Annotated in this window: 30 protein-coding genes and 1 pseudogene; 16 read left to right on the top strand and 15 right to left on the bottom strand. The window is 74.7% G+C overall.

Annotated elements, in window-relative coordinates; genetic code table 11:
* Window positions 1–18: 18 nt before the first annotated feature.
* From ABZ881_RS20505 to ABZ881_RS20480, 6 genes are all read right to left on the bottom strand, one after another.
* Window positions 19–414, bottom strand: a complete 396-nt coding sequence (locus ABZ881_RS20505) for a hypothetical protein (RefSeq protein ID WP_358486707.1) — start codon at window positions 412–414, stop codon at window positions 19–21.
* Entirely contained in the window at window positions 411–896 is a 486-nt protein-coding gene (locus ABZ881_RS20500) for an Asp23/Gls24 family envelope stress response protein (protein ID WP_358486705.1), read from the bottom strand. The genes ABZ881_RS20505 and ABZ881_RS20500 overlap by 4 nt, the downstream gene beginning before the upstream one ends.
* A 158-nt stretch (window positions 897–1054) precedes the next feature.
* Complete coding sequence (locus ABZ881_RS20495) at window positions 1055–1528, bottom strand: hypothetical protein (RefSeq protein ID WP_344021597.1); 474 nt, start codon at window positions 1526–1528, stop codon at window positions 1055–1057.
* 109 nt (window positions 1529–1637) lie between these two features.
* On the bottom strand, window positions 1638–2477 hold the full coding sequence (locus ABZ881_RS20490) for an SAM-dependent methyltransferase (RefSeq protein ID WP_358486704.1): 840 nt from the start codon (window positions 2475–2477) through the stop codon (window positions 1638–1640).
* Window positions 2478–2596: 119 nt separating this feature from the next.
* Window positions 2597–3163, bottom strand: coding sequence for a L,D-transpeptidase (locus tag ABZ881_RS20485; RefSeq protein ID WP_344021593.1), 567 nt, complete (start codon window positions 3161–3163; stop codon window positions 2597–2599).
* A 259-nt stretch (window positions 3164–3422) separates the two neighbouring features.
* Window positions 3423–3746, bottom strand: a complete 324-nt coding sequence (locus ABZ881_RS20480; RefSeq protein WP_344021591.1) for a putative quinol monooxygenase — start codon at window positions 3744–3746, stop codon at window positions 3423–3425.
* 233 nt (window positions 3747–3979) lie between these two features.
* Here ABZ881_RS20480 and ABZ881_RS20475 point away from each other — a divergent pair, with 233 nt between their 5' ends.
* The 8 genes and pseudogenes from ABZ881_RS20475 to ABZ881_RS20440 form a co-directional block, all read left to right on the top strand.
* Complete coding sequence (locus tag ABZ881_RS20475) at window positions 3980–4465, top strand: hypothetical protein (RefSeq protein ID WP_358486701.1); 486 nt, start codon at window positions 3980–3982, stop codon at window positions 4463–4465.
* A complete protein-coding gene (locus ABZ881_RS20470; RefSeq protein ID WP_358486699.1) occupies window positions 4462–4659 on the top strand; it encodes a hypothetical protein in 198 nt (65 codons plus the stop codon). Before ABZ881_RS20475 ends, ABZ881_RS20470 begins: the two co-directional genes overlap by 4 nt.
* Window positions 4660–4675: 16 nt before the next feature.
* Window positions 4676–5200 (top strand): PadR family transcriptional regulator, encoded by a 525-nt coding sequence (locus tag ABZ881_RS20465; RefSeq protein WP_344021588.1) that lies wholly within the window; start codon window positions 4676–4678, stop codon window positions 5198–5200.
* A 65-nt stretch (window positions 5201–5265) separates the two neighbouring features.
* Window positions 5266–5703 (top strand): DUF1707 domain-containing protein, encoded by a 438-nt coding sequence (locus ABZ881_RS20460; protein WP_358486697.1) that lies wholly within the window; start codon window positions 5266–5268, stop codon window positions 5701–5703.
* The gene (locus ABZ881_RS20455; protein ID WP_358486696.1) at window positions 5690–6094 is read left to right on the top strand and encodes a hypothetical protein; all 405 of its coding nucleotides are present in this window, start codon (window positions 5690–5692) and stop codon (window positions 6092–6094) included. The genes ABZ881_RS20460 and ABZ881_RS20455 overlap by 14 nt, the downstream gene beginning before the upstream one ends.
* Window positions 6095–6182: 88 nt before the next feature.
* Window positions 6183–6815: a class I SAM-dependent methyltransferase gene (locus ABZ881_RS20450; RefSeq protein ID WP_358486693.1), complete on the top strand. Its 633-nt coding sequence runs from the start codon at window positions 6183–6185 to the stop codon at window positions 6813–6815.
* A gap of 2 nt (window positions 6816–6817) precedes the next feature.
* Window positions 6818–7222: a hypothetical protein gene (locus ABZ881_RS20445; protein ID WP_344021580.1), complete on the top strand. Its 405-nt coding sequence runs from the start codon at window positions 6818–6820 to the stop codon at window positions 7220–7222.
* A gap of 384 nt (window positions 7223–7606) precedes the next feature.
* Window positions 7607–7990: pseudogene (locus ABZ881_RS20440) on the top strand (transglycosylase family protein); the annotation flags it as partial.
* Window positions 7991–8084: 94 nt separating this feature from the next.
* Here the strand turns inward: ABZ881_RS20440 and ABZ881_RS20435 are convergent.
* Together ABZ881_RS20435 and ABZ881_RS20430 are read right to left on the bottom strand one after the other, a co-directional pair.
* Entirely contained in the window at window positions 8085–9098 is a 1014-nt protein-coding gene (locus tag ABZ881_RS20435; protein WP_358486691.1) for a TIGR03617 family F420-dependent LLM class oxidoreductase, read from the bottom strand.
* Window positions 9098–9991 (bottom strand): alpha/beta hydrolase, encoded by an 894-nt coding sequence (locus ABZ881_RS20430; RefSeq protein WP_358486690.1) that lies wholly within the window; start codon window positions 9989–9991, stop codon window positions 9098–9100. Before ABZ881_RS20430 ends, ABZ881_RS20435 begins: the two co-directional genes overlap by 1 nt.
* A 112-nt stretch (window positions 9992–10103) precedes the next feature.
* Here ABZ881_RS20430 and ABZ881_RS20425 point away from each other — a divergent pair, with 112 nt between their 5' ends.
* Together ABZ881_RS20425 and ABZ881_RS20420 are read left to right on the top strand one after the other, a co-directional pair.
* Window positions 10104–10265 (top strand): hypothetical protein, encoded by a 162-nt coding sequence (locus ABZ881_RS20425; RefSeq protein ID WP_358486688.1) that lies wholly within the window; start codon window positions 10104–10106, stop codon window positions 10263–10265.
* A 3-nt stretch (window positions 10266–10268) separates the two neighbouring features.
* Entirely contained in the window at window positions 10269–10481 is a 213-nt protein-coding gene (locus ABZ881_RS20420; protein WP_358486686.1) for a hypothetical protein, read from the top strand.
* Between the two features lie 197 nt (window positions 10482–10678).
* On the opposite strand, the gene ABZ881_RS20415 is transcribed toward ABZ881_RS20420, so the two are convergent.
* Window positions 10679–12778 (bottom strand): chorismate-binding protein, encoded by a 2100-nt coding sequence (locus ABZ881_RS20415; protein ID WP_358486684.1) that lies wholly within the window; start codon window positions 12776–12778, stop codon window positions 10679–10681.
* A 172-nt stretch (window positions 12779–12950) separates the two neighbouring features.
* A complete protein-coding gene (locus tag ABZ881_RS20410) occupies window positions 12951–13598 on the bottom strand; it encodes a nuclease-related domain-containing protein (protein WP_344021572.1) in 648 nt (215 codons plus the stop codon).
* A gap of 73 nt (window positions 13599–13671) precedes the next feature.
* Here ABZ881_RS20410 and ABZ881_RS20405 point away from each other — a divergent pair, with 73 nt between their 5' ends.
* Window positions 13672–14181, top strand: coding sequence for a DUF1992 domain-containing protein (locus ABZ881_RS20405; protein WP_358486683.1), 510 nt, complete (start codon window positions 13672–13674; stop codon window positions 14179–14181).
* Between the two features lie 22 nt (window positions 14182–14203).
* On the opposite strand, the gene ABZ881_RS20400 is transcribed toward ABZ881_RS20405, so the two are convergent.
* The 4 genes from ABZ881_RS20400 to ABZ881_RS20385 are packed head-to-tail and all read right to left on the bottom strand — an operon-like array spanning window position 14204 to window position 16037.
* Window positions 14204–14692, bottom strand: coding sequence for an SRPBCC family protein (locus ABZ881_RS20400; RefSeq protein WP_358486680.1), 489 nt, complete (start codon window positions 14690–14692; stop codon window positions 14204–14206).
* Window positions 14676–15008, bottom strand: coding sequence for a metalloregulator ArsR/SmtB family transcription factor (locus ABZ881_RS20395; protein ID WP_358486678.1), 333 nt, complete (start codon window positions 15006–15008; stop codon window positions 14676–14678). Before ABZ881_RS20395 ends, ABZ881_RS20400 begins: the two co-directional genes overlap by 17 nt.
* Before the next feature lie 31 nt (window positions 15009–15039).
* Entirely contained in the window at window positions 15040–15537 is a 498-nt protein-coding gene (locus ABZ881_RS20390; RefSeq protein ID WP_358486676.1) for a hypothetical protein, read from the bottom strand.
* Window positions 15534–16037 (bottom strand): DUF1707 domain-containing protein, encoded by a 504-nt coding sequence (locus ABZ881_RS20385; protein ID WP_358486674.1) that lies wholly within the window; start codon window positions 16035–16037, stop codon window positions 15534–15536. The genes ABZ881_RS20390 and ABZ881_RS20385 overlap by 4 nt, the downstream gene beginning before the upstream one ends.
* 168 nt (window positions 16038–16205) lie before the next feature.
* Here ABZ881_RS20385 and ABZ881_RS20380 point away from each other — a divergent pair, with 168 nt between their 5' ends.
* Genes ABZ881_RS20380 through aroQ form a run of 3 tightly spaced genes read left to right on the top strand, consistent with a single transcriptional unit; the run spans window position 16206 to window position 18511 of the window.
* Window positions 16206–17363, top strand: coding sequence for a sensor histidine kinase (locus tag ABZ881_RS20380; protein WP_358486672.1), 1158 nt, complete (start codon window positions 16206–16208; stop codon window positions 17361–17363).
* On the top strand, window positions 17360–18028 hold the full coding sequence (locus tag ABZ881_RS20375; protein WP_358486669.1) for a response regulator transcription factor: 669 nt from the start codon (window positions 17360–17362) through the stop codon (window positions 18026–18028). The genes ABZ881_RS20380 and ABZ881_RS20375 overlap by 4 nt, the downstream gene beginning before the upstream one ends.
* A 9-nt stretch (window positions 18029–18037) precedes the next feature.
* Entirely contained in the window at window positions 18038–18511 is a 474-nt protein-coding gene (gene aroQ / locus ABZ881_RS20370) for a type II 3-dehydroquinate dehydratase (protein WP_358486864.1), read from the top strand.
* A 76-nt stretch (window positions 18512–18587) separates the two neighbouring features.
* Here aroQ and ABZ881_RS20365 read toward each other — a convergent pair whose 3' ends face one another.
* Window positions 18588–18995 carry a VOC family protein gene (locus ABZ881_RS20365; RefSeq protein ID WP_358486668.1) on the bottom strand — a complete coding sequence of 136 codons (408 nt, stop codon included), beginning with the start codon at window positions 18993–18995 and terminating at the stop codon, window positions 18588–18590.
* Between the two features lie 103 nt (window positions 18996–19098).
* Between ABZ881_RS20365 and ABZ881_RS20360 the strand changes: the two genes are divergently transcribed.
* Together ABZ881_RS20360 and ABZ881_RS20355 are read left to right on the top strand one after the other, a co-directional pair.
* The gene (locus tag ABZ881_RS20360; protein WP_358486665.1) at window positions 19099–20088 is read left to right on the top strand and encodes a Gfo/Idh/MocA family oxidoreductase; all 990 of its coding nucleotides are present in this window, start codon (window positions 19099–19101) and stop codon (window positions 20086–20088) included.
* A 54-nt stretch (window positions 20089–20142) separates the two neighbouring features.
* The gene (locus ABZ881_RS20355) at window positions 20143–21606 is read left to right on the top strand and encodes an oligopeptide:H+ symporter (protein ID WP_358486663.1); all 1464 of its coding nucleotides are present in this window, start codon (window positions 20143–20145) and stop codon (window positions 21604–21606) included.
* The last annotated feature ends 21 nt before the right edge of the window (window positions 21607–21627 follow it).

The raw sequence follows: 21627 nt of genomic DNA, 5'->3' as shown, positions 1-21627 counted from the left end.
TGGAGCTCCGGCGGCGGTTCAGCCGCGGTCCGCGGACGGGTGCTCGATCTCGCTGGTGGCCGGTGTCGAGTCCGATGGCCGGACGGGTGCCGGTTCGGTCTCGCCGGCGTAGTCGCCGACCACCACGTCCACCCGGGCCGACCCGACGATCGGGCGCAGCGCGGTGCGGACCTGGTCGGCGATCTCGGCGACCGCCGTCGGGTAGCGCCCGACGACGTGCACCTCGACCTGCACGCCGGCCGGATCGCCATCCGGTGCGGACCGCAGACGGACGCCGCCGATCCGGCGGCCGGGCAGGTAGGTTGCCACCTCGCCGAACCGGCCGCCGTGCAGCCGGGCCACCGCGGGGCAGCTCAGCGTGGCGACGGCGATCCGGTCGGCATCGGTTCCGGCCGCGGCGACCGGGGCGTTCACGCCACCCGCGACGGGGTGTCGATCCGCTTCGTCTCCTTGGCGTCCTCGTGGTCGTCGTCGGACGGCAGGTGCACGTCGTCGACCGAGATGTTGACCTCGACGACCTCGAGCCCGGTCATCCGCTCCAGCGCGGAGATGACGTTGCGGCGCACGGCCTTCGCCAGGTCCGCGATGGACACGCCGTACTCGACGACGACGTTGATGTCGACCGCGGCCTGCTTCTCGCCGACCTCGACCGAGACGCCCTGCGAAGCGTTGGTGGTGCCGCCCGGGATGCGCTCGCGCAGCGCGCCGAACGCGCGGGCCGCGCCGCCGCCGAGTGCGTAGATGCCGTTGACCTCGCGGGCGGCCAGCCCGGCGATCTTCGAGACGACGGTCTCGGCGATCCGGGTGCTGCCGTGCTCGGACTGCAGGGCCGACGGGGTGCCGGTGACGGCCGGAGCCTTCGCTGCGGTGGTCTTCGCGTCGGTGGGGGTGCTCATGGTGTTCACGCCTCCTGATCGTGGCCCGAGATCCGTCGGGCCGGGTGAGGGAACCGGATCGGGCCTGGTGACATCCAGTGCCCCGTTGATCCGCCCGACACACGTGTGAGGCCCCGCAACGGCCGATCCTCACGCGAAGGTGTGAGTGACCGTGGTCACTATCGTGGAGGGAGGCCGATCGTCCAGGCGGTGACCTCGCGCAGCGCCACCTGCCAGCAGGCGGGATCGACGTAGTTCGGCCCGGCCGCCGCCGTCGGCACGATCAGCGCGTCGGTGAAGTAGATCCAGTGGATGTCCTTCACCGGGACGTCCACGCCGGGGCGCTCGTCGCCGCGGCCGTCGGCCATGTCGTCGAACATCTGCGCCATCGCCTGCGCCGACTCGTTGCGCGGGTCGTCGGCGGTCAGGCCGCGCAGCTGGTCGCCGAGCCGGCGCAGCCAGGCGGCGGGATGCACCGCGTTGCCGAACACCAGCCCGGCCGGGGTCGCGACGGTGAGCGGGACGCTGTTGCGCTCGTCGCGGTAGGCGACCGAGAGCACCGCCTGCAGGTAGCTGGGCGCCGAGAGCTCCGGGATCGTCACCACCCGCCGGGCGTCGGCCATCCCGGCGGGACCGTCCGCGTCGACCGTCATGGGGCGCAACGCTAACTGCGTTCGCGCAGGCCGCGACAGGTCCACGTCGCCCTGACGACAACTGCCGGACGGTCCAGCGGACGCTCTGCCGTCCGGTGCAGCCCGGTACTCAGGAACGCGGGCGGGCGGGTGCGTCGGTGCCCGCGGTGCGCGGCTGCGGCACCGCCGCCGCGCCGCCGACCGGCGGCTGCGCGGTGACCGGCCGCACGACCAGCGAGAACCGGGCCCCGGCCGCCCCGGGGCCGACCCCCTCGACGGTCTCCTGCCGGCGGGTGTCCAGGCCGCGCGCGGTGCCGGCCGCGTGCAACCCGTCGTGCACCGCGTCGGCGTTGTTCACCTGCCCGAAGTCGCCGCGGTAGTGGTAGGCCAGCAGCGCACCGCCCGGCCGCAGCCGGTCCAGCAGGGCCGCGATGCCGACCCGCAGGGTCACCGGCTCCCAGTAGTAGAGGACGTCGCTGCAGACGATCAGGTCGAACGTGCCGTCCGGCATCTCGCGCGGCAGCGTCCGGCGGACGAACGTCCCCGACGGGACCCGGGCGGCCGCCCGCTCCACCGCCGCGGTGCAGATGTCCACGCCGAGCAGCGCGTCGGCGTGCCCGGCGAGCCGCACCGACAGGTCGCCCTCGCCGCAGCCGACCTCCAGCACCCGCCGGAACCGGCGGCCGGACAGCGCGTCCATCACGGCGGCGTACTTCTGCTGCTCGTAGGGGTTGAGCCCGATCGAGTACGGATCCGGATGCCGGTAGAGCCGGTCGTGCGTGCGCCGCCCCCAGCCGGGCTGCCAGAGCCAGGTCTGCCCGGCCCAGCGCGGGTCCGCGTCGTCCCGGCCGAGCCGGGCGAGGCCGCGGACCGGCGCCGCGGTGGCCCGGACCCCCGCGCTGAGCGTCAGCCGGGCGGCCCGGCGGGCGAGTGCGACCGGCGACGGGCGTGCGGTCTGGTCTTCGGCCATCGGGGCGCTCCGGAAAGGGTGGGGAACGGGCGGTACGACCGGTGTGTCGCGCCTGGGCGGGTCGCGCGTTACCCGGAAGGCGGAGCAACCCCCGATGCGGTGATCGTCCGGGCCCGCGGTCAGCGCGCGGAGCTGCGGGCGGCGGCCTCGGCCGCGGCGCTGACCACCTGCACCTGGTCGCCGATCTGCAGGTGCTCGAAGTACGCGCGGGCGTCGGCGTCGTCGAGGTGGATGCAGCCGGCCGACGCGCGTTCCGGGTCGCCGCCGTGGAAGGCGATCCCGCCGTCCTCGAAGAACACCGACCACGGCATCTGCGCGGGCCGCCCGTCGGCGCCGAGGAACTCCTGGCTGACGTGCGTGGCCTCCTTGCGGTAGACGCGCAGCGAGTGGCCGACCGGGGTCTCCCGGCCCTGCCCGCCGGAGGCGATCGGGACCGGTCCGCGGACCACCTTCCCGTCGGTGATCAGCCAGGACCGCTGGGTGTCCAGGTCGACGCAGGCGCTGGCGGTGATCGAGCAGGGGGTGCCCGGCACCAGCGGCTGGGACCAGGCCGCCAGCGCGGCCGGGGAGGCGGCGACGGCGGTGCCGCCGAGCGCGACGCCGGCGACGGCGGTGATGCCGAGCGCGAGTGCGGCGATGCGGCGGGTGCGCTGCCGGTCGGGGGTTGCGGCGGTGGGGGTGTCCATCCCGGGTGCTCCTCGTCGGTCCCGCGCCGCTCGGGGGTGTGCGGCGCCGTGCGGTCGTCGTCGCACCGTCCGGTTGTCCGGCGCAAAGATCGACTTCTGGGGAGAGTCTGCCCGGTCGCCGGGAGGCGCCCGCAGGCGGTGCGCCCCCGTCCCGATCGTCCCCGGCTGCCCGGCGTGCCCCGGAACGCGACGACGCCGGCGCCCCTGCGGCGGGGCGCCGGCGTCGGTGGGTGTGCGCGGGTGTGCGCGGGGTGCGCCGCTACTGCGGGGTCACCTCGGCCATCTCGTTCCACACGTCGCCGTCGATGTCCTGGTAGTTGATCTTCGGCTTCTCCGAGACCACGGTCGACATGAACGGGAAGAACGTCTGCGCGTGGTCGGTGTTGACGTGCGCCGTGCCGGCGTCGCCGTCGCGGAACACCTCCACGATCACGAACTCGTTCTCCTTCTCGACGTTCTCGTGGTAGTCGAAGGAGATGTTGCCCGGCTCCGAGTTCACGTTCTTCTTGTACTCGGAGATCCCGGACAGCCACTCGTCGCGCTTGTCGGGGCGGATCTGTGCCTTGAGGACGATGAGGATCACGCCGGCCTCCTGTTCACGGTCGTCTGTTCACGGTCGTCTGTTCGCGGTCGTCGGGAACGTCGCGGGCGATCCTTCCACGGACCGCCCCCGCCCGTGCGTCTCAATGCGGGACGCCCGGCGCGGGTGGCGGGGGCCGAGAACCGGCTGCGCGGGATACTCCGCCCGGCCTAGGGTGCGTCGGTTGTGAGCACCCCGGGGCCGGTCCGACGTCAGCTCGTCCACGGTGGAGGACCGTGCTGTGGGTGCTGCACGGCCTGCTCCGGTTCCTGCTGATCGTCTGGATGATCCCCTACAGCTGGTCCAAGCTGAACCTGACGCAGATGAGCCGGCTGGACTACTCCGCGGCGCTGACCACGGTCGGCGAGAAGAGCCCGATGGGTCTGCTGTGGACGTCCCCGGCGCTCGGCGTGCTGGTCGTGCTGCTCGGCGGCGTCCTGTTCTGGCAGGGGCAGCCGCCGCGGGTGGAGTCGGAGCTGGTGCTGCCGGGCGTCTACCGGGTGGTTGAGGACCCGGCCCCGGCTGCGGCCCGGCTCGCCGACGACCCCCGCCGGCAGTCGGTCGCGTTCGGGCAGTGGGTGTACGACGGCCCGGAGATCCCGATCCCGAGCTACCCGGTCCCCGGGGCGGCCGGGCTGTCGGTCCGGCTCGCGAACGGCGATCTCGTCACCGGGACCGGCCGGTCCGCGACGGCGTCGTCGAGGCCACGCTGCGGCCGGTGACCGCAGGGGCGCAGCCGATGTTCGGCGACACCGAGCGCACCGTCGAGCTGAGCTGGGAGGTCCGGCCGGACGGCCGGGTCGCCCTGCGCGGCGACGGGCAGGACCTGCTGTTGGAGAGCGATCCGGAGCTGAGGTTCCTCTACGACCGCGGCTTCTCCTGGGACCTGGGCAACGAGGCCGCCGTCAACCGGTGAACCTAGGCTGGGGCGCATGACGCAGGTCCGGCTCGGGCTCGCCGAGTGGACGGTCCTCGCCGTCACCGGCGAACGGCCGGTGCACGGCTTCGCGATCGCCGCGCTCACCGCCGCCGACGGGCACCTGGGCCGGGTCTGGCAGATCCCGCGGCCGGTGGTCTACCGGGCGATCGGGCGGCTGGTCGACGCCGGCCTGATCACCGCCGAGGCGGTCGAGACCGGCGGCGGGCCGCCGCGCACCCTCTACGCGTCCACCGCGTCCGGTCGCGAGCGCGTCGAGGCCTGGCTGGCCGCCCCGGTGCCGCACGTGCGGGACCTGCGCTCGGAGTTCCTGCTGAAGCTGGCCGTGCTGCACCGGCGCGGCGAGGACCCGGCGCCGCTGGTCGCGGCGCAGCGCCGGGAGCTGGAGCCGATCGTCGCGGCGCTGCGCAGCGAGCGGGACGGCACCGGGCAGGACGCCACCGGGGACTTCGACCGGATGCTCGTCACCTGGCGGCTGGTGTCCGCCGAGGCCGCGCTGGCCTTCCTCGACGAGATGTGATTCCGGCTTGACGACCCCGATCGGATATCGGATAGTTCTGGTATCCAATCGGAAGGAGCGGGCGGATGGACCTGCGCATCGGGGACCGCGAGCGCGAGCAGGCGATCGACCGGCTCGGACGGCACGTCGGGGACGGCCGCCTGGACCTGGCCGAGTTCGCCGAGCGCAGCGGCCGGGTGACCGCGGCCCGCACCCGGGCCGAGCTGGCCGCCGTGCTGGCCGACCTGCCGCGACTGCCGGATCCGGCGCGCGCCGCCCGGGGCAGGCGGATCGCGCTCACCGCCGCCTGGGGCCCGTGGCTGCTCACCGGCCTGATCTGCCTGGTGGTCTGGACGGCCGTCGCGCTCGGCGGCGGGGGCCTGCACAGCTGGCCGCTGTGGGTGCTCGGGCCGTGGGGTGCGCTGCTCGTGCTGGGCACCGTCGTGGCACCGGCGATGCCGGTCCCGCCGTCCTGGGATGGGCCGCGCCCGGAGCGGGTATGCCGGATGCATGGCCCGACGTGACCTGACCTGGATCCCGCGCCTGCTCGGCGCGGCCACCGCCGCCTACGGCGCGGCGATCACCGCCAGGCCGGAGCTGTTCCTGCGCCCCACCGGGCTGGTCGGCGACGGCGGCGAGCCGACCTCCGAGCAGCGGACGTTCACGATGGCGGTCGGCGGCCGGGACATCGCGTCCGGCCTGGCCATGCTGTTCGCGCCGGCCGGCACCCCGTTGACGACGGCGATCGCCGTCCGGGTCGGTGCCGACGTCGCCGATCTCGCGGTGCTCGGCTCCCGGCTGCCCGACCGGGACGCCCGGGAGAAGGCGACCATGGTCGCGGCCGGCTGGGGTGCGCTCTGCGCGCTGTCGTTCCTCGCGGCCGGCCGGCCGCAGCGGGGGTTGCTCCGGCGCTGACCGTTCAGCGCTGATCATCCGGCTGTTCCCGGCGCTCCGGCGCACCCCGGCATATGACAGCCGGGCCGGTCTCCACGATGATCGGCGGATGGCCACGAGTACCGGGGGCGACCCCCACCTGGAACGCGCGTACACGCTGAGCGGCCCGGACGACGCCCGTGCCCTCTACGACGACTGGGCCGCCACCTACGACGTCGACCTGACCGGCGACGCCCAGGGCTACGTCGCACCGTCGGTGACCGCCGACGCCGTCGTCGCCGCGGCCGGGACCGGCGGCGAGGTGCTGGACGCCGGCTGCGGCACCGGCCTGGTCGGCGTCGAGCTGAACCGGCGCGGGGTCGGCACGATCGACGGGCTGGACCTCTCGCCCGGGATGCTGGAGCAGGCCCGTGCGACCGGCGTCTACCGCGACCTGCGCGAGGCCGACCTGACGGCCGCACTGGAGCTCCCGGACGACCGCTACGACGTCGTCGTCTGCGTCGGGACGCTGACCCACGCACACGTCGGGCCGTCGGCGCTGTCCGAGTTCGCCCGGGTGATCCGGCCCGGCGGGTTCCTGGTCGCGACCGTGCTGGACGACGTGTGGGAGTCCGGCGGCTACCGCGCCGAGGTGGACCGGCTGTGCGCGGGCGATCTCGTCGAGGCGGTCTCCATCGAGATCGCCCCCTACCGCTCCGGCCAGCAGGTGGACTGCCGGCTGCTGGTCCTGAGGGTGCGGTAGCGGTGAGCTCCGCGAGTGTCGATCGCGGACCGGTCGTCGGGCGCCGCATCCTGATCGTGCTGCTGGCGCTCACCGCGCTGGTGCACGCCCGGCTGGCCGCCGGCACCGGCGCCGAGGGGCCGATCCTGGCCGCGCTGGACGGGATCGTCGCCATCGTCGCGGGTGTCGCGCTGGCCATGGTGGTCCGCCACGCCGACGCGACGGCGCTGCTGACCGCCGCCGTCGCGGGTGGTCTCGGGGTGGCGCTGTTCTTGGTGCCCGGCCTGGTCTCGGTCGCCGGCGGCGGGTCCTGGACGGCCTGGCTGGACCCGTGGATGTTCGGCGCGCTGCTGCTGGACGCGATGGTCGTCCGGGTCGCCGTGTTCACCATGCGCAAGGTCGGTGATCCGGGCCGGAAACCCCGCTGAACATCTCCGGAATGAAAGCAAGACGATCCGGGCGGTGATCGTCCGTGATCGCGCTTTCCGGTTCTGAACTGCAACGACGGGGATTCTCGTTATCCCGGTGTGATACGTCACCGGGACTCGGCTTGACCCGATCTCGGGATGTCGGCGACCTTCGTGGTCGCTCCCGGCCGTTCCGCGGCGGGAGCGTGCACCGAAGCGCCGGAACCACCACGCCAGGACGGCCCCGTCCCATGGTCACCGGCCAGTCGATCCGCCACGGACGGGACGGGGCCGCGGGCCACGGGCGCAGCTCCGTGAGACCGGACGTCGCTCCCCGCGTCGGACGGCCCGCCCGGAAAGCCGTGGGTCCGGATCCAGGTGAGAATCACGATGAGCAGCACCCGTATGTCCATCCGTGGGCGTTTTGTCGGAACTCTGACGGCCGGCATCCTCGCGTTCGGGGCCCCGCTCGCCCTGGCCGGCACCGCGAACGCCGCCCCCGAGACCCCGACCCCCGTCGCGCCGGCCGCCGCCGTCGCGCCCGCCCAGACCGTCGCGCCCAACCAGACGGTGCCCACTTCGACGTGGGACAAGCTCGCCGAGTGCGAGTCCAGCGGCGACTGGAGCATCAACACCGGCAACGGCTACTCCGGTGGCCTGCAGTTCCTGCCGTCGACCTGGAAGGCCTACGGCGGCAGCGGCGAGGCGCACAACGCCAGCAAGGCCGAGCAGATCCGCGTCGCGGAGAACGTGCTCGAGGGCCAGGGCTGGGGCGCCTGGCCGTCCTGCGCCAGCCAGCTCGGCCTGCGCTGAGCCACGGCACCCGCGGGGACGGGCGGCGACCGGTGCGTCCGGCGCCGCCCGTCGTCGTCCGCGGGGCCGGTCAGGCGGTGCGCAGCCCGGCGACGGTGTCGTGCACCAGCGCCGGATCGGCGTCGTAGGGGGTGTTCAGCGTCACCCGGTCGACCAGCCCGTCGTAGCGCGCGACGATCCCGGCGGCCACCTCCTGCGGGGTGCCGGAGACCGCGAACAGGTCCAGCACGTCGTCGTCGACGAGACCGGCCATCTCGTCCCAGGCCTGCTGCCGGGACAGCCGGTTGAGCCGGTCCGCCAGCTCGCCGCGGCCGTGGTGCTCCAGCACCGGCCGGTACGGCGGGGTGGACGCGTAGAACGCGATCTGCCTGCGCACCCCGGCCGCGGCGGCGGCCCGGGCGTCCGGATCGGCGCCGAGCACCGCGAACACCGGCAGGCACACGTCGAAACCGTCGAGCGTGCCGGTGTCGCCGCGGCCGCGGCGCAGTGCGGGCAGGGTGACCTCCACCAGGTACGACGGCGAGGTCAGCGAGTGCGCCAGCAGGCCGTCGGTGACCCGGCCGGCCACCTCGGTCATCCGCTCGCCGACGGCGGCGAGCATCACCGGCGGCGTGCCGTGCGGGTTGGGGCCGGGCGAGAAGAACTCGGTCATCAGGGTGTGCGAGTAGAACTCGCCCTCGTAGCGCAGCCGGTCGCCGGTCGCCCACGCGTCCCAGATGGCGCGCAGCGCCAGCACGAAGTCCTCCATCCGCGCCGCCGGCCTGCTCCACGGCATCCCGAACCGGCGCTCGATGTGCGGCTTCACCTGCGAGCCGAGCCCGAGATCGAACCGGCCGCCGGAGACCAGCGTGACGTCGTTGGCCTGGTAGGCGAGCGTCATCGGGTTCCGGGCGAAGGCGACCGCGATCGCCGACTGCAGCCGGATCCGGCTGGTGGCGCGGGCGGCGAGGGCGAGCGCGACGAAGGCGTCGTGCGAGGTCTCCGGCACCGAGAGGGTGTCGTAGCCGTCCTTCTCCGCCTCGACCGCGGTCTGCTCGGTCTCCAGCGGGCCGGCCGAGAAGCCTCCGGTGGTGTCGACGCGCACTATTCGTCCTTCCGTTCGGGGACGACCCGGTCCAGCCAGGTCTGCAGGTCCGCGACGATCTCGTCGCGGTTGGTCTCGTTGAACACCTCGTGCCGGGCGCCCGGCCAGATCCGGAGCGTCACGTCGTACAGCCCGGCCGCGGCGTAGCGCTCGGTGAGCGGGCGGACCAGTGCCAGGCCCGCGTTGACCGGGTCCTCGTCGCCGACGACGACGTACACCGGCAGGCCGCCGGGGATCCGCTTCAGGGTCGCGACGTCGGCGAGCGGGCGGGCCGCGGCGAACATCGCCCGGGTGCCGGGCAGGTCCAGGCCGAAGCCGCAGCGCGCGTCGCCGACGTAGGCGTCCACCTGGGCCGGGTCGCGGGACAGCCACTCGAACCCGGTGCGCTGCTCGAACGGCGCGTTGAACGACGACAGGTCCAGCGGACCGGACAGGTCCAGGCCCTGTTCCATCAGGTCGAGCACGGTGGTGCCGGACAGCACGACCGCGTCCGGCGGGTCGACGTCGGCGACCAGGTGCTGCTGCACCGCGAACGACCCCATGCTGTGCCCGAGCAGCACCAGCGGGGTGTCCGGGTGCGCCGCCCGGGCGTGCCCGGACAGCAGCCCGACGTCGGTGACGAGCTGGTCCCAGCCGTCCTCGCCGAGCACGCCGTAGCCGTCCGGGCCGCCGGCCGTCGCGCCGTGCCCGCGGTGGTCCTGGGCGTACACGGCGAAGCCGCGCCCGGTCAGCTGCTCCGCGAGCGCGACATAGCGCAGCGCGTGCTCGCCCATGCCGTGGGTGAGCTGGACGATCCCGCGCACGGCCCCGCCGTCCGCGCGGTCGGGGAGCCAGCGGTAGGCGGTGACGGCCGTGCCGTCGCGGCCGGTGAAGGTGAAGGTCTCGGTCGTCATGGGAGCGCACCGCCGTTGGTGTCGGATCGGACTCGCCCGGATCGTCCGCCACGGCGTGACGGGTGGTCAATGCCCGCTGGTCAACCCCCGCCGGTCGACGCCGCCGTGCCGGGTGACACTGCCTCCCACGACGACCTTCGTGCCGGCGCCCGGAGCGGACGGGCTCGGGGCGCCCTGGCTGCTGCCGGGATCGGAGCGGCACTACGACGATCCGGCGGAGGCCGCCTGGCCCGCGCCGCGGCGCTCGCCGCAGCCGGTCCGGACGTTCACCTAGCCGGTGCGGCTGTCCCGCCCGGTGGAGGAGTGGCCGCTGGGGCGGACCTACCTGCGGGCCGTCCGGGAGGACGTCACCGGCGGGGCGTTCGCCGCCGCGGCCGCCCGGGCGCGGGGCTCCGCGGCCTGGCGCTACGCCGAGATCGACTCGACGGACCTGGTGCCACAGAACCGGCCGGACGAGCCGGCCCGGATCCTGCTGGATCTGGCGGGTTGAGCCGGGGGCCGGGGCGCGGACGGGACGGTGGGACGGGGTCGGGGGTGCCGCCTCGCACTCCGGAGGTTGTCTCGCACCCCGCCGTCGGTGTCGCACCGTCGCTACACGGTGCGCCGTCGAGCGGGAGGTGCGATGTGGTCCGGGCGGGGTGCGGCGGCGCGGTCGGGGTGCGGCGCGGGGCCGGACCCGGTGGCGGATCAGGGTGCGGTCCGGTCCAGTCCGGCGGCCAGCCGGCGGGTCAACGGGTCCGGGGCGTCCCACCGGGCGACCGGGATCCCGTCCTCCTGCACCTCGCGCACCCACTGGATCCCGCGCAGCGCGTTGACCAGGAAGAACCCGTCGGCCTGCGGTAGCTCGCCGAGTGGCAGCGGGGCGATCCGGATCGCTCCCGGCGGCAGCAGGTCCAGCACCGCGCGGCGCCCGGTGCCGGGCAGGATCCGGCCGTCCAACGGGGGCACCCACAACCGTCCACCGTGCACTGCGCCGGCCGCGGAGCGGGCCGACTCCAGGATGCTCCCGGCCGGGTCGCACAGCAGCGGGGTGTGCTCGCCGGTCGCGGTCTCGTGCCCGGTCAGCCAGCGCCGGTCGGCGAACTTGTGCGACTCGCCGTCGGTGCCCCGGCGGACGTCGAGCACCAGGCCGGGCTGGTCGTCGACCGGGACCGGGCCGGCCCAGGCGGTCGCGTGTACGACGACCCGCGCCGGGTCGGTGGGCAGCGCCTCGATCCGCAGCCGGTGGTGCCCGGTCAGCCCGCGGGCGGCGGCGGTGATCTCGGCCTCCAGCGGCGCGGCCAACACCCGGCCGGTGACGGCGAGGTAGCTGCGCCGCAGCCGGGCGGCGTGCTCCCCGATCCGGGCCACCCGGCCGTCGGCGCAGGCCAGCGTCTCGAACAGGCCCGCGGCGCGGTCCGCGGGGCGGGTCACCGCGACCGTCGGCGGGGACGGCGGACCGCCCAGCGCCGCCAGCACCGGCGCCGCCTTGGTGAGGCACTCCGCGAACTCCTCGGCCGGGTCGGAGTCGACGGTGATCCCGCCACCCACACCGAGCCGCCCACGCCGGGTCCCGTCCGGCCCGGCCGGGCCGAGATCGAGGGTGCGGATCGCGACGTTCAGCTCCAGCCCGGCCAGCGGGCTGATCCCGCCGACGGCCCCGGTGAACAGGCCCCGCTCCCGGCCCTCGCACTCCGCGATCACCTCGCAGGCCCGGATCTTCGGTGCGCCGGTCACGGAGCCGGGCGGGAACGCCGCAGCGAGCAGGTCGTGGTCGGTGACGTCCTCGCGCAGCGTCGCGCACACCTCGGAGACCAGGTGCCACACCCCGGGATGCGGCTCCACTCCGAGCAACCGACCGGTCCGGACGCCGCCGGGTACCGCGACCCGGGCCAGGTCGTTGCGCATCAGGTCGACGATCATGACGTTCTCCGCGGCGTCCTTCACCGAGGCCGCGAGCCGGCGCCGCTCCTGCTCGTCGTCCGTGCCGGTGCGCGGGCGGGTCCCCTTGATCGGCGCGGTGCGGACCCGGTTCCCGCTGCGGTGCAGGAAGAGCTCGGGGCTCGCGCTGAGCGCCACCCGGCCGGGCGCGACGACGAGTGCCGAGCGGGCCGGCGGCGCGTCGCCGACCAGTGACGCCCACGCCTCGTGCACGTCGCCGTGCAGCCGGACCCGCAGCTCGGTCGCGATGTTCGCCTGGAAGATCTCGCCGCTCCGGATCTCGGAGACGCACCGCTCGACGGCGGCCAGGTGTGCGTCCCGGTCCGGCCACCGCTCGACCTCCAGCCGCACCGGCGCGGCGGGGCCGGGACCCTCCGTGGCGCTGCGCGCGCCTCGGTCCAGGTCCAGGTCCGCGAGCAGCTCGGCGAGCCGGCGCTCCGCCGAGTCCTCGTCGGGGTGCACCGGGAGATCCTCGGACCCGCCGATCCCGCCGGACACCAGCGCCTCGAACCACCAGCGGTCCCCGTCCTGCCGCAGCACGTCCCGGTACCAGCCCAGCACCGATCCGGGCCGGATCCCCGGCTCGGCGTAGTCGAGCGCGCCGAACCAGCCGCCGCCCACCCCCCGGTGCTCCGGGCCGGAACCCGGCCGGGGGACCGAACCGAGCACCGCGAACGGATCCGCCCCCGGCGGTGCGACCAGCACGGGATCGCAGGCCACCAGCGCACCCCAGGCCCAGCCACCGGCGAACGCGACCATCCGCTCGCGGTGGGCGAGCCGACGGACCAGCTCGGCGACCCCCGCGGTGACGGGCAGCGGTCGCGCGTGCAACCGGGTCCGGGCCGGTGCGGGAGCAGGGGTGGTCACCGCCAGAGCATGCTGACCCGATCGGCGGCCGGGAAGGGGCCGGTGGCGTAGTGCACGTCGGCGCAATGACCCACGGAGCCCCCACGAAGCCGGCGCAGAGCCCCCGCCCAGCCCCCGCCCAGCCCCCGCCCAGCCCCCGCAGAGCCCGGCCCAGCCGCTTCCCGGCCCGCGCTCAGACCCAGCTCGCGGGTCGGCGGGCGATCGCGTGGATCCGGTCCACCTCCCCGGGATCGAGTACCGGGGCCATCCCGCGCAGGGCGGGCACCAGCGCGCCCTCGGTCGCGACGACCACGTCGTCCGGCCAGCGGCGCACCCGTACCGGCGTGCCCACCACCGCGATCACCGGACGCACCGGCACCCCGGCACCGTCCGGCCCCAGCCGGGGCAGCAGCAGCTCGCGCACCCGGTCGGCCTCGGTGCGGGCCCGCGGTACGGCGTCGGTCGCGGTGCCGGAGACGACCAGCCGGTCGCCGTCGAGCAGGACCGTGCGGTGCCGGTGGTGCCTGGTGTTGATCACGCAGATCCCCGGCGGGCCGATCAGCACGTGATCGAGATCCGCGGCCCCGCCGTCCAGCGGGACGGAGTGCAGCACCCGCCAGCGCGGTGGCCGGTGCAGCAACCGGTCGCGGCGGGTGCGGCCGGTCAGCGGCTCCAGGAGCCGGGCGGTGCGCAGCTCCCCGTCGGCGCCGAGCCGCCAGTTCCGGTCCGGCAGGCCGGTGCCGCGGACGTGCGCGGCGACGTGCCCGGCCCGGCGGCCGGGGTGGTGCCGGGCGAGGTCGATGGTGCGGGAGCGGTCGATCAGCGGGCTGGTGTCGGTCATGCCGGGAGTGTGGACCCGACCCCCGACAGGAAACGTCTCCGCGGCGGTACCGTCGGTCCCGGGGTGATCGCCGATGGACGCTGCGGACCCGCGTTCCGAGTCGCCGGTGGAGCGTGCGATCCGGGAGGCCGTCGAGCGGGGCGAGTTCGACGACCTGCCCGGCAGGGGCGAGCCGCTCCCGGGCGCCGGGCGGACCGGCCCGGTCGACGCGAACTGGTGGGTGCGCGGCTACCTGGAGCGCGAGGGCCTCTCCGGCGAGGCGCTGCTGCCGCCGGCCGTCCAGCTCCGCAAGGAGCTCGACCGGATCGACGGGACCGTCGCCCGGTTCACCGACGAGCGCCGGGTCCGCGACCACGTCGAGGAGATCGACGCGCGGGTCGTCGACCACATGCGGTACCCGGTCGGGCCGTGGGTGCCGATCCGCAGGCCGGACGCCGACGCGATCGTCGCCCGGTGGCGGGCCGCCCGGGAGCGTCCCCGGCCGACGCCCGTCGGACCGTCCGCCCGGTCCGGCGCCGGGGACGACGACGGCACCGCGGCGCCGGTCCGGCGCCGGTGGTGGTCCCGGCTCCGGCGCCGCTGACCGCCGGCCGGCCACCACCCGGTCAGGCGCGGGCCGGGATCCGGGGCGCGAAGTGCCCCGGCGACGCCAGCGGCCGGTCGGTCTCCAGCAGCGTCTTCAGCGCGGCGAAGATCGCGGGCCAGCCCTCGCCGACGTCGCGCATGTCCTGGTCGCCCTGCTCGTCCGCGGTGAACCCGGTGTGCACGACCCGCAGCCGCACCGCCTCGTCGCCGAACGGGTCGACGGTGAACTCGACGAGCGTCGGCGGTCGTCCGCGCTCCTCCTCGGCACGTCCGGTGAAGGTGTAGGAGAGCCGGCGCGGCGGCTCGACGGCGACGATCTCGCCGACGAAGTCCTCCCGGTCCGGATGCAGTGCCTCCAGCCTGCTGCCGACCCGCCAGTCCGAGGTCAGCTCGGCGCCGCCCCAGTACTGCATCGTGAACTCGGGCGTGGTCAGCGCCCGGAACACCTGTTCGGCGGTGCTGCGGATGTAGGTGGTGTAGACGTAGCTGCGGTCACTCGGTTCGGTCATCGCCGTCCTCCAGCGCGGCGCGCAGGGCGGTGATCGCCTGTACCCGGCTGCGCTCGAACTTCCCGATCCACCGGTCGTGGATCTCCTGGATGGGCACCGGGTCGAGATGGTGGAGCTTCTCCCGGCCGCGGCGTACGACGGACAGCAGCCCGGCCGACTCGAGCTGCGCGACGTGCTTGGACACGGCCTGCCGGCTCATCCCCAGCCCCTCGCACAGCTCGCCGAGCGCCTGCCCGCCCCGTTCGTGCAACCGGTCGAGGATGCGGCGCCGGGTCGGGTCCGCGAGGGCCCGGAAGACGGCGTCCACGGCGGTCACGAGACCAATTATGCAACCAAATGGTTGCGTGTCAACAGCGGCGCAGCCGTCCCCACGGCTTCTCCACCGACAGCACGGTCGCCGACAGCAGCATCACCTGGTGCAGTGCCGCGCTGAGCAGCAGCGGCCACAGCAGCGACGGATCGGCCGCGGCGGCGTCGATCCAGCCGGTGTTCATCGCGACCGAGCCGGCGATGACGGCGAGCGCGAGCACCGTCTTGGCGACGACCCAGCGGTACCGGAACAGCCCCCATGGCGTCCCGATCCCGAGCGCGGCGCCGGTGAGCACGGTCCCGACCGCGAAGAACGGGACGAGACCCCCGCCGACCAGCGCCATCGCGGGCACCGCGAACTCCGATCCCGATCCCTGGACGAGTGCCGCTGCCGGGAGCACGAGCAGCACCGCGGACAGCCCGGTCCACCCGATCGCCAGCACCACATGCGCGGTCCGCAGCACCGCACGCGGGCGGCGGCCCAGCCGGCGCGGTGCCGCCGCCGTGCCGGCGCGCCGCTCGGCGGTCCCGGTCACCGGAGCTCGTCGGGCACGGTCGTGTCCGGCGAGGGCTCCCGCTCGGCCCGGCGGGAGTGCACGAACAGGATCAGCAGCATCAGCAGCACCGGTCCGACCGGCACGAACGGGGCGGCGCCGAGCAGCCAGGGCAGCACCATCAGCAGGAACATCGCGGCGGTCACCCCGGCGTGCACGGCCAGGATCCGGCGGGCCCGCGGCGTCAGCGGCCCGCGCCGGGGGCGCGGTGGCCGGGCCGGCCGGGGCAGGTCGGAGACCAGCGGGACCAGCTCGTCGCGGGTCCGCGCGGCGTACGCGGCGGCCTGCCGCTCGTCGGCCTCGACCAGGGTCAGCCTGCCCTCGGCGGCGGCCGCCCGCAGCCGGTCGGTCACGTGCTCGCGTTCGGCGTCCGAGGCGAGCACGGCGTCCCCTCCGGGCGGGACGGTCCGGTGCGCGCCGGCCGGGACGGGCGTGCCGGATGTGTCGGAGGTGTCGGGATCGGTGGTCACTGTGTCGGTCATGCCGGTCAGCGTGGCGGCGGGGCCGGGGCCGGCGCGTCCGTCGGTGGTCGCCGATCGGCCTGCTGCCCCGGTGCCGGTCGGACCCTGCCGGGTACTCCCGGTGCGGTAGCGCGGCCGTCTCCGCGCGGACGACGCAGATCGTCGGCCCCCCGGTCTACCGTGACGCCCGTGCCCACCCCGACCCGTCCGAGCTGGTGGGGCGGGGTGCTGCGGACCCTCGTCCTGCCGGCCGTGGTCGCGCTGCTCACCGCGGGTGGCACCGCGTTCGCGCTGCACCGGCCGTGGGACGCGGCTCCGGCCGGCACGCTGGACGGGATCGGGATCGCGCTGCTCGCGGCCGGGCCGCTCGCCCTGGTGTTCCGCCGGGCGAACCGGGTCGCGGCGCTCGCGGTGGCCGCCGGCGCGGTGGTCGCCTACCTCGGGCTCGGCTACCCGCCCGCCGGGCCGACCGGGCTCGCCTTCGCGGTCGCGCTGGTCTCCGCGGTGGCGGCCGGGCACCACCACCGGGCGCTCGCGGTGGTCGGTGCCGCAGCCGCGACGCTGCTCGGCTGGCTGCTGCTGACCGGCCGTGCGGTGCCGTGGTCCGCGACCGGGCCGCTGCTCGCCTGGATCGCCGTGCTGTTCGCCGCCGGGCTGCTGTGGCGGGTCCGCCGGGAGCGGATCGAGCAGGCCCGCCTCGCCGCCGAGCAGGAGCGCCACCGCCGGATCGGGGAGGAGCGGCTGAGGATCGCCCAGGAGCTGCACGACGTGCTCGGCCACCACGTGTCGCTGATCAACGTGCAGGCCGGCGTCGCGTTGTTCCTGATGGACGACGACCCGGAACAGGCCCGCACCGCGCTCATCGAGATCAAGCGGGCCAGCCGGGACCTGCTGCGCGAGATGCGCTCCACCCTCGGCGTGCTGCGCGGTGTCGACGAGGCGGCGCCCCGGTTGCCCACCCCCGGCCTGGACCGGCTCGACGCACTGCTCGACGAGGCCCGCGCCGCCGGGCTGCCGGTGCGCCGGGACACCACCGGCGAGCCGCGGCCGCTCCCGACCGGCACCGATCTGGCGGCGTACCGGATCGTCCAGGAGTCGCTGACCAACACCCGCAGGCACGCCGGTGCGGCCACCGCGGTCGTCGCCCTGACCTACTCAGCGGACTCCCTCGAGCTGCGGATCGACGACGACGGCCGCGGCCCCGCCGAGGGCGTCGCCGACGGCACCGGACTGACCGGCATGCGGGAGCGGGCCCGGTCGGTCGGCGGCACCCTGGAGGCCGGCCCGGGGCCGTCCGGCGGGTTCCGGGTGCTCGCCACCCTCCCGGCGGGGAGGGTGGACCGGTGATCCGGGTGCTGCTGGCCGACGACCAGGCCCTCGTCCGGTCCGGGTTCCGGGCGCTGCTCGGGTCCCAGCCGGACCTGGCGGTCGTCGCCGAGGCCGCCGACGGCGCCCAGGCGATCGCCGCCACCCGCGAGCACCTGCCGGACGTGGTGCTGATGGACATCCGGATGCCCGGCACCGACGGCATCACCGCGACCCGCGAGATCAGCGCCGATCCCGCTCTGGGGGCGGTGCGGGTGATCGTGCTGACCACGTTCACCGACGACTCGTACGTGTTCGATGCGATCCGCGGCGGCGCCAGCGGCTTCCTGGTGAAGGACGCCGAGCCGGCCGAGCTGATCCGGGCGATCCGGGTCGTGCACGACGGCGAGGCGCTGCTCGCGCCGGGCGTCACCCGCACCCTGATCGCCGAGTTCGCCGCCCGGTCCCGCGGCGGCCCGGCCGGCGCCGCGCGCCTGGGCGCGCTGACCGACCGGGAGCGGGAGGTGCTCGTCGAGGTCGCCGCCGGTCTGTCCAACGACGAGATCGCCGCCCGCCTGCACATGAGCCCGACCACCGCGAAGACGCACGTCAGTCGCTCGATGAGCAAGCTCGGCGCGCGGGACCGGGCGCAGCTGGTGGTGCTGGCCTACGAGTCCGGGCTGGTCCGCCCGGGCTGGACCGGGTGAGGTGGCAGGATCACGGCGGTGACCACCGTGTACGTGTTCAACGGTCCGAACCTCAACCTGCTCGGCGTCCGCAAGCCGGAGGTGTACGGCACGACCGTGCTCGCCGACGTCGAGGCGCTCTGCGCGACGACCGCCGCCGGGCACGGCCTGGAGCTCGACTTCCGGCAGACCAACCACGAGGGCACCCTGGTCGACTGGATCCAGGAGGCCGGCGCCGCGGTGAAGCGCGGCGCCGCGCTCGGCCTGGTGCTGAACGCGGCCGCCTACACCCACACCTCGGTGGCGCTGCACGACGCGATCGAGGGCGCCGAGCTGCCCACCGTCGAGGTGCACGTCTCGAACGTGCACGGCCGGGAGGGCTTCCGGCACCACTCCTACGTGTCGCCGGTGGCGGCCGGGATCGTCGTCGGGTTCGGGGTGGACGGTTACGCCCTGGCCATCGACGGTCTGGTCCGCAAGCTCCGCCCGGTGCGCTCCGCCTGATCGCGCGCTGCGCCCGGCCCGGGAGCGCCGCTGCCGGAGGGCACGCCGCACTCCCGGGACGCGGGCTGCGGCCGGCTCAGCCCTCCATCGCCGAGACGTCCATCCAGACGAACTCCCAGCGGTGACCGTCCGGGTCGTCGACGCTGCGGCCGTACATGAAGCCGTGGTCCTGGGTCTTCCCGCCCTGGGTGCCGCCGGCGGCCAGGCCGGCCTCGGCGAGCCGGTCCACCTCGTCGCGGTCGGCGGCGCCCAGCGCGTTGATCACCTCGCGGGCGGTGCCGGTGTCGGCGACGCCGGACTGCTCGGTGAACTCGCGGAACCGCTGCTCCACCATCACCATGACGACGATCGCGTCACTGATCACGAAGGACGCAGTCTGCTCGTCGGAGAACTGTTCGTTCAGCGTGAAGCCGAGCGCGGAGTAGAAGGTCTTGGCGACCGCCAGGTCGGCGACGGGGAGGTTGACGAAGATCGAGCTGGGCATCGCGGGCTCCTGTGCTCCTGGGCGCCGTCGTCGGCGCCGTTACGAGAGGAAAGACCGGGACGGCGCCGGGAACTCATCGGTGACGATCCGGCAGGATCGGGGCATGACCGTCAGGTGGGGAATCGTCGGACCGGGCCGGATCGCCGACGCCGTCGTGCGGGACTTCCCGCACGTGCCCGACGCCGAGGTGGTGGCTGTGGCGTCGCGTTCCGCGGAACGCGCCGCGGCGTTCGCGGACCGGCACGGCATCGCTCGCGCGCACACCGGGTACCGGGCGATCCTGGACGACCCGGAGATCGACGTCCTCTACGTCGCCACCCCGCACCCACAGCACCGCGCCGTCGCGCTGGCCGCGATCGCGGCCGGCAAGGCGGTCATGGTCGAGAAGGCGTTCACGGTCAGCTCGGTGGCCACCCGGGAGATCGCCGCGGCGTCCCGGCGCACCGGCGTCTTCGCGATGGAGGCCATGTGGACGCGGTTCTTCCCGGCGATCGTCCGGCTCCGCGAGCTGGTCGCCGAGGGCGCGATCGGTGAGGTCCGGTCGGTCCAGGCCGACCTGGGCGTGCGGAACCTGTCCGACGCGGGCGACCGCTACCTCGCACCCGAGCTCGGCGGGGGCGCGCTGTTCGATCTCGGCGTCTACCCGATCTCGTTCGCGCAGATGGTGCTGGGCGATCCCTCGGTGATCGCCGCGACCGGCGCGCTCGCGCCGACCGGCGTCGACCTGGAGGAGTCGATCCTGCTGGGCTGGCCGGACGGCCGCAGCGCCGCCCTGCAGGCGAGCCTGCGGTGCGCGATGCCCGGCTCGGCCCGGGTGATCGGCACCGAGGGCTGGATCGAGGTGCCGCCGCGCTTCCACCATCCGGACCGGATCGAGCTGCACCGACACGGCGCCGAGCCCGAGGAGATCGTGCTACCCGCCACCGGCGGTGGCTACTCGCACGAGATCGCCGAGGTCACCCTGCGGGTCGCGGCCGGGGAGCAGGAGAGCCCGGTGATGCCGCTGGCCGACACGATCGCCGTGCAGGACGTGATGGCGGCCGTCGCCGACCAGCTCGGGATGGTCCCGGAGGAGGGTCCCGCCACCCTGTGACCGGTCCGGGTGGGCGATCTTTACCCGGCGCAACGACGGGTGTAGACCGGGCGGGTGCCCGATCCCACGACGACCCCACCGCGTGAGAAGACCTTCCTCGGTCATCCCACCCAGCTCGGGACGCTGTTCGGCGTCGAGATGTGGGAGCGCTTCTCGTTCTACGGCATGCAGGCGATCCTGCTGCTGTACATGTACTACTCCGTCACCGACGGCGGCCTCGGCTACGACCAGGGCGTCGCGGCGGGTGTGGTGGGCGCCTACGGCGGCACCGTCTACCTCTCGACGATCCTCGCCGCCTGGGCCGGTGACCGGCTGTTCGGCCCGGAGCGGGTGTTGTTCGGCAGCGCGATCTCGGTCATGACCGGGCACGTCGCGCTGGCCCTGCTACCCGGCGGGACCGGCCTGGCCGTCGGTCTCGTCCTGGTCGCGCTGGGCAGCGGCGGCATCAAGGCGAACGCCTCGACCATCGTCGCGATGCTCTACGCCCCCGGCGACGACCGCCGCGACGCCGGGTTCTCGATCTTCTACCTGGGCATCAACATCGGCGCGCTGGCCGGCCAGCTGCTCACCCCGGTCCTGCAGACGGCCGCCGGGTTCCACTGGGGCTTCGGCCTCGCCGCCGTCGGGATGGCGCTCGGCCTGGTCCAGTACACGGTCGCCCGCCGGAACCTGCCGCCCGAGGGTCGGATCGTGCCCAATCCGCTCCCGCCCGCCGGACGGGTGCGGGCCGGCCTGATCGGCGCCGCCGCGGTCGTCGTGCCGGTGGCGCTGACGCTCACCGGGGTGATCACCGCCGGGCGGCTGGGCTACATCGTCACCGGCATCGTCGCGGTCGCCGCCGTCGGCTACTTCACGCTGCTGCTCACCAGCCCGAAGGTGGACCGGACCGAGCGCAGGCGGGTGCTGGCGTTTCTGCCGATGTGGGTCGCCAGCGCCGTGTTCTGGGCGATCTTCCAGCAGATCTTCACGGTCCTGACGATCTACGCCGACCAGCGGCTGGACCGGTCGGTGTTCGGCCTGTTCGTGCTGCCCGCGGGATCGGTGCAGGCGATCGAGCCGCTGTTCGTCGTGCTGCTCGCCGGGGTGTTCGCGGCGGTGTGGACGCGGCTGGGGCCGCGCCAGCCGTCGTCGCCGACGAAGATGGCGATCGGCACGATCGTGGTCGGGATCGGCTTCCTGCTGTTCGTCCCGCTGGCCGGCACCGGCCCGAACGGCACCCCGCTGCTCGCGGTCGCCGGCATTCTGCTGGTCTTCTGCGTGGCCGAGCTGTTCACCTCGCCGGTCGGCCAGTCGCTGTCCACCAAGCTGGCGCCGCAGGCGTTCCGGACCCAGATGGTGGCGCTGTTCTTCCTGTCCGTCTCGATGGGCACGGTGCTCGCCGGGGTGCTCGCGCAGTTCTACAGCGCGGAGAACGAGATCGCCTACTTCGGCATCACCGGTGCCGTCGCGATCGTGGTCGGGCTGGTGGTGATCGCGGCGGTCCCGCGGCTGACGGTGCTCATGGCCGGCGTCCGCTGATCGAACGCCGGTTCGAGTTGT

Origin of the sequence: Pseudonocardia sp. NPDC046786 (assembly GCF_040645415.1) — a bacterium.
Taxonomy (GTDB): domain Bacteria; phylum Actinomycetota; class Actinomycetes; order Mycobacteriales; family Pseudonocardiaceae; genus Pseudonocardia; species Pseudonocardia kongjuensis.
Note: the sequence above shows the minus strand (reverse complement) of the source record. Positions and strands in the feature narration are given on the sequence as shown.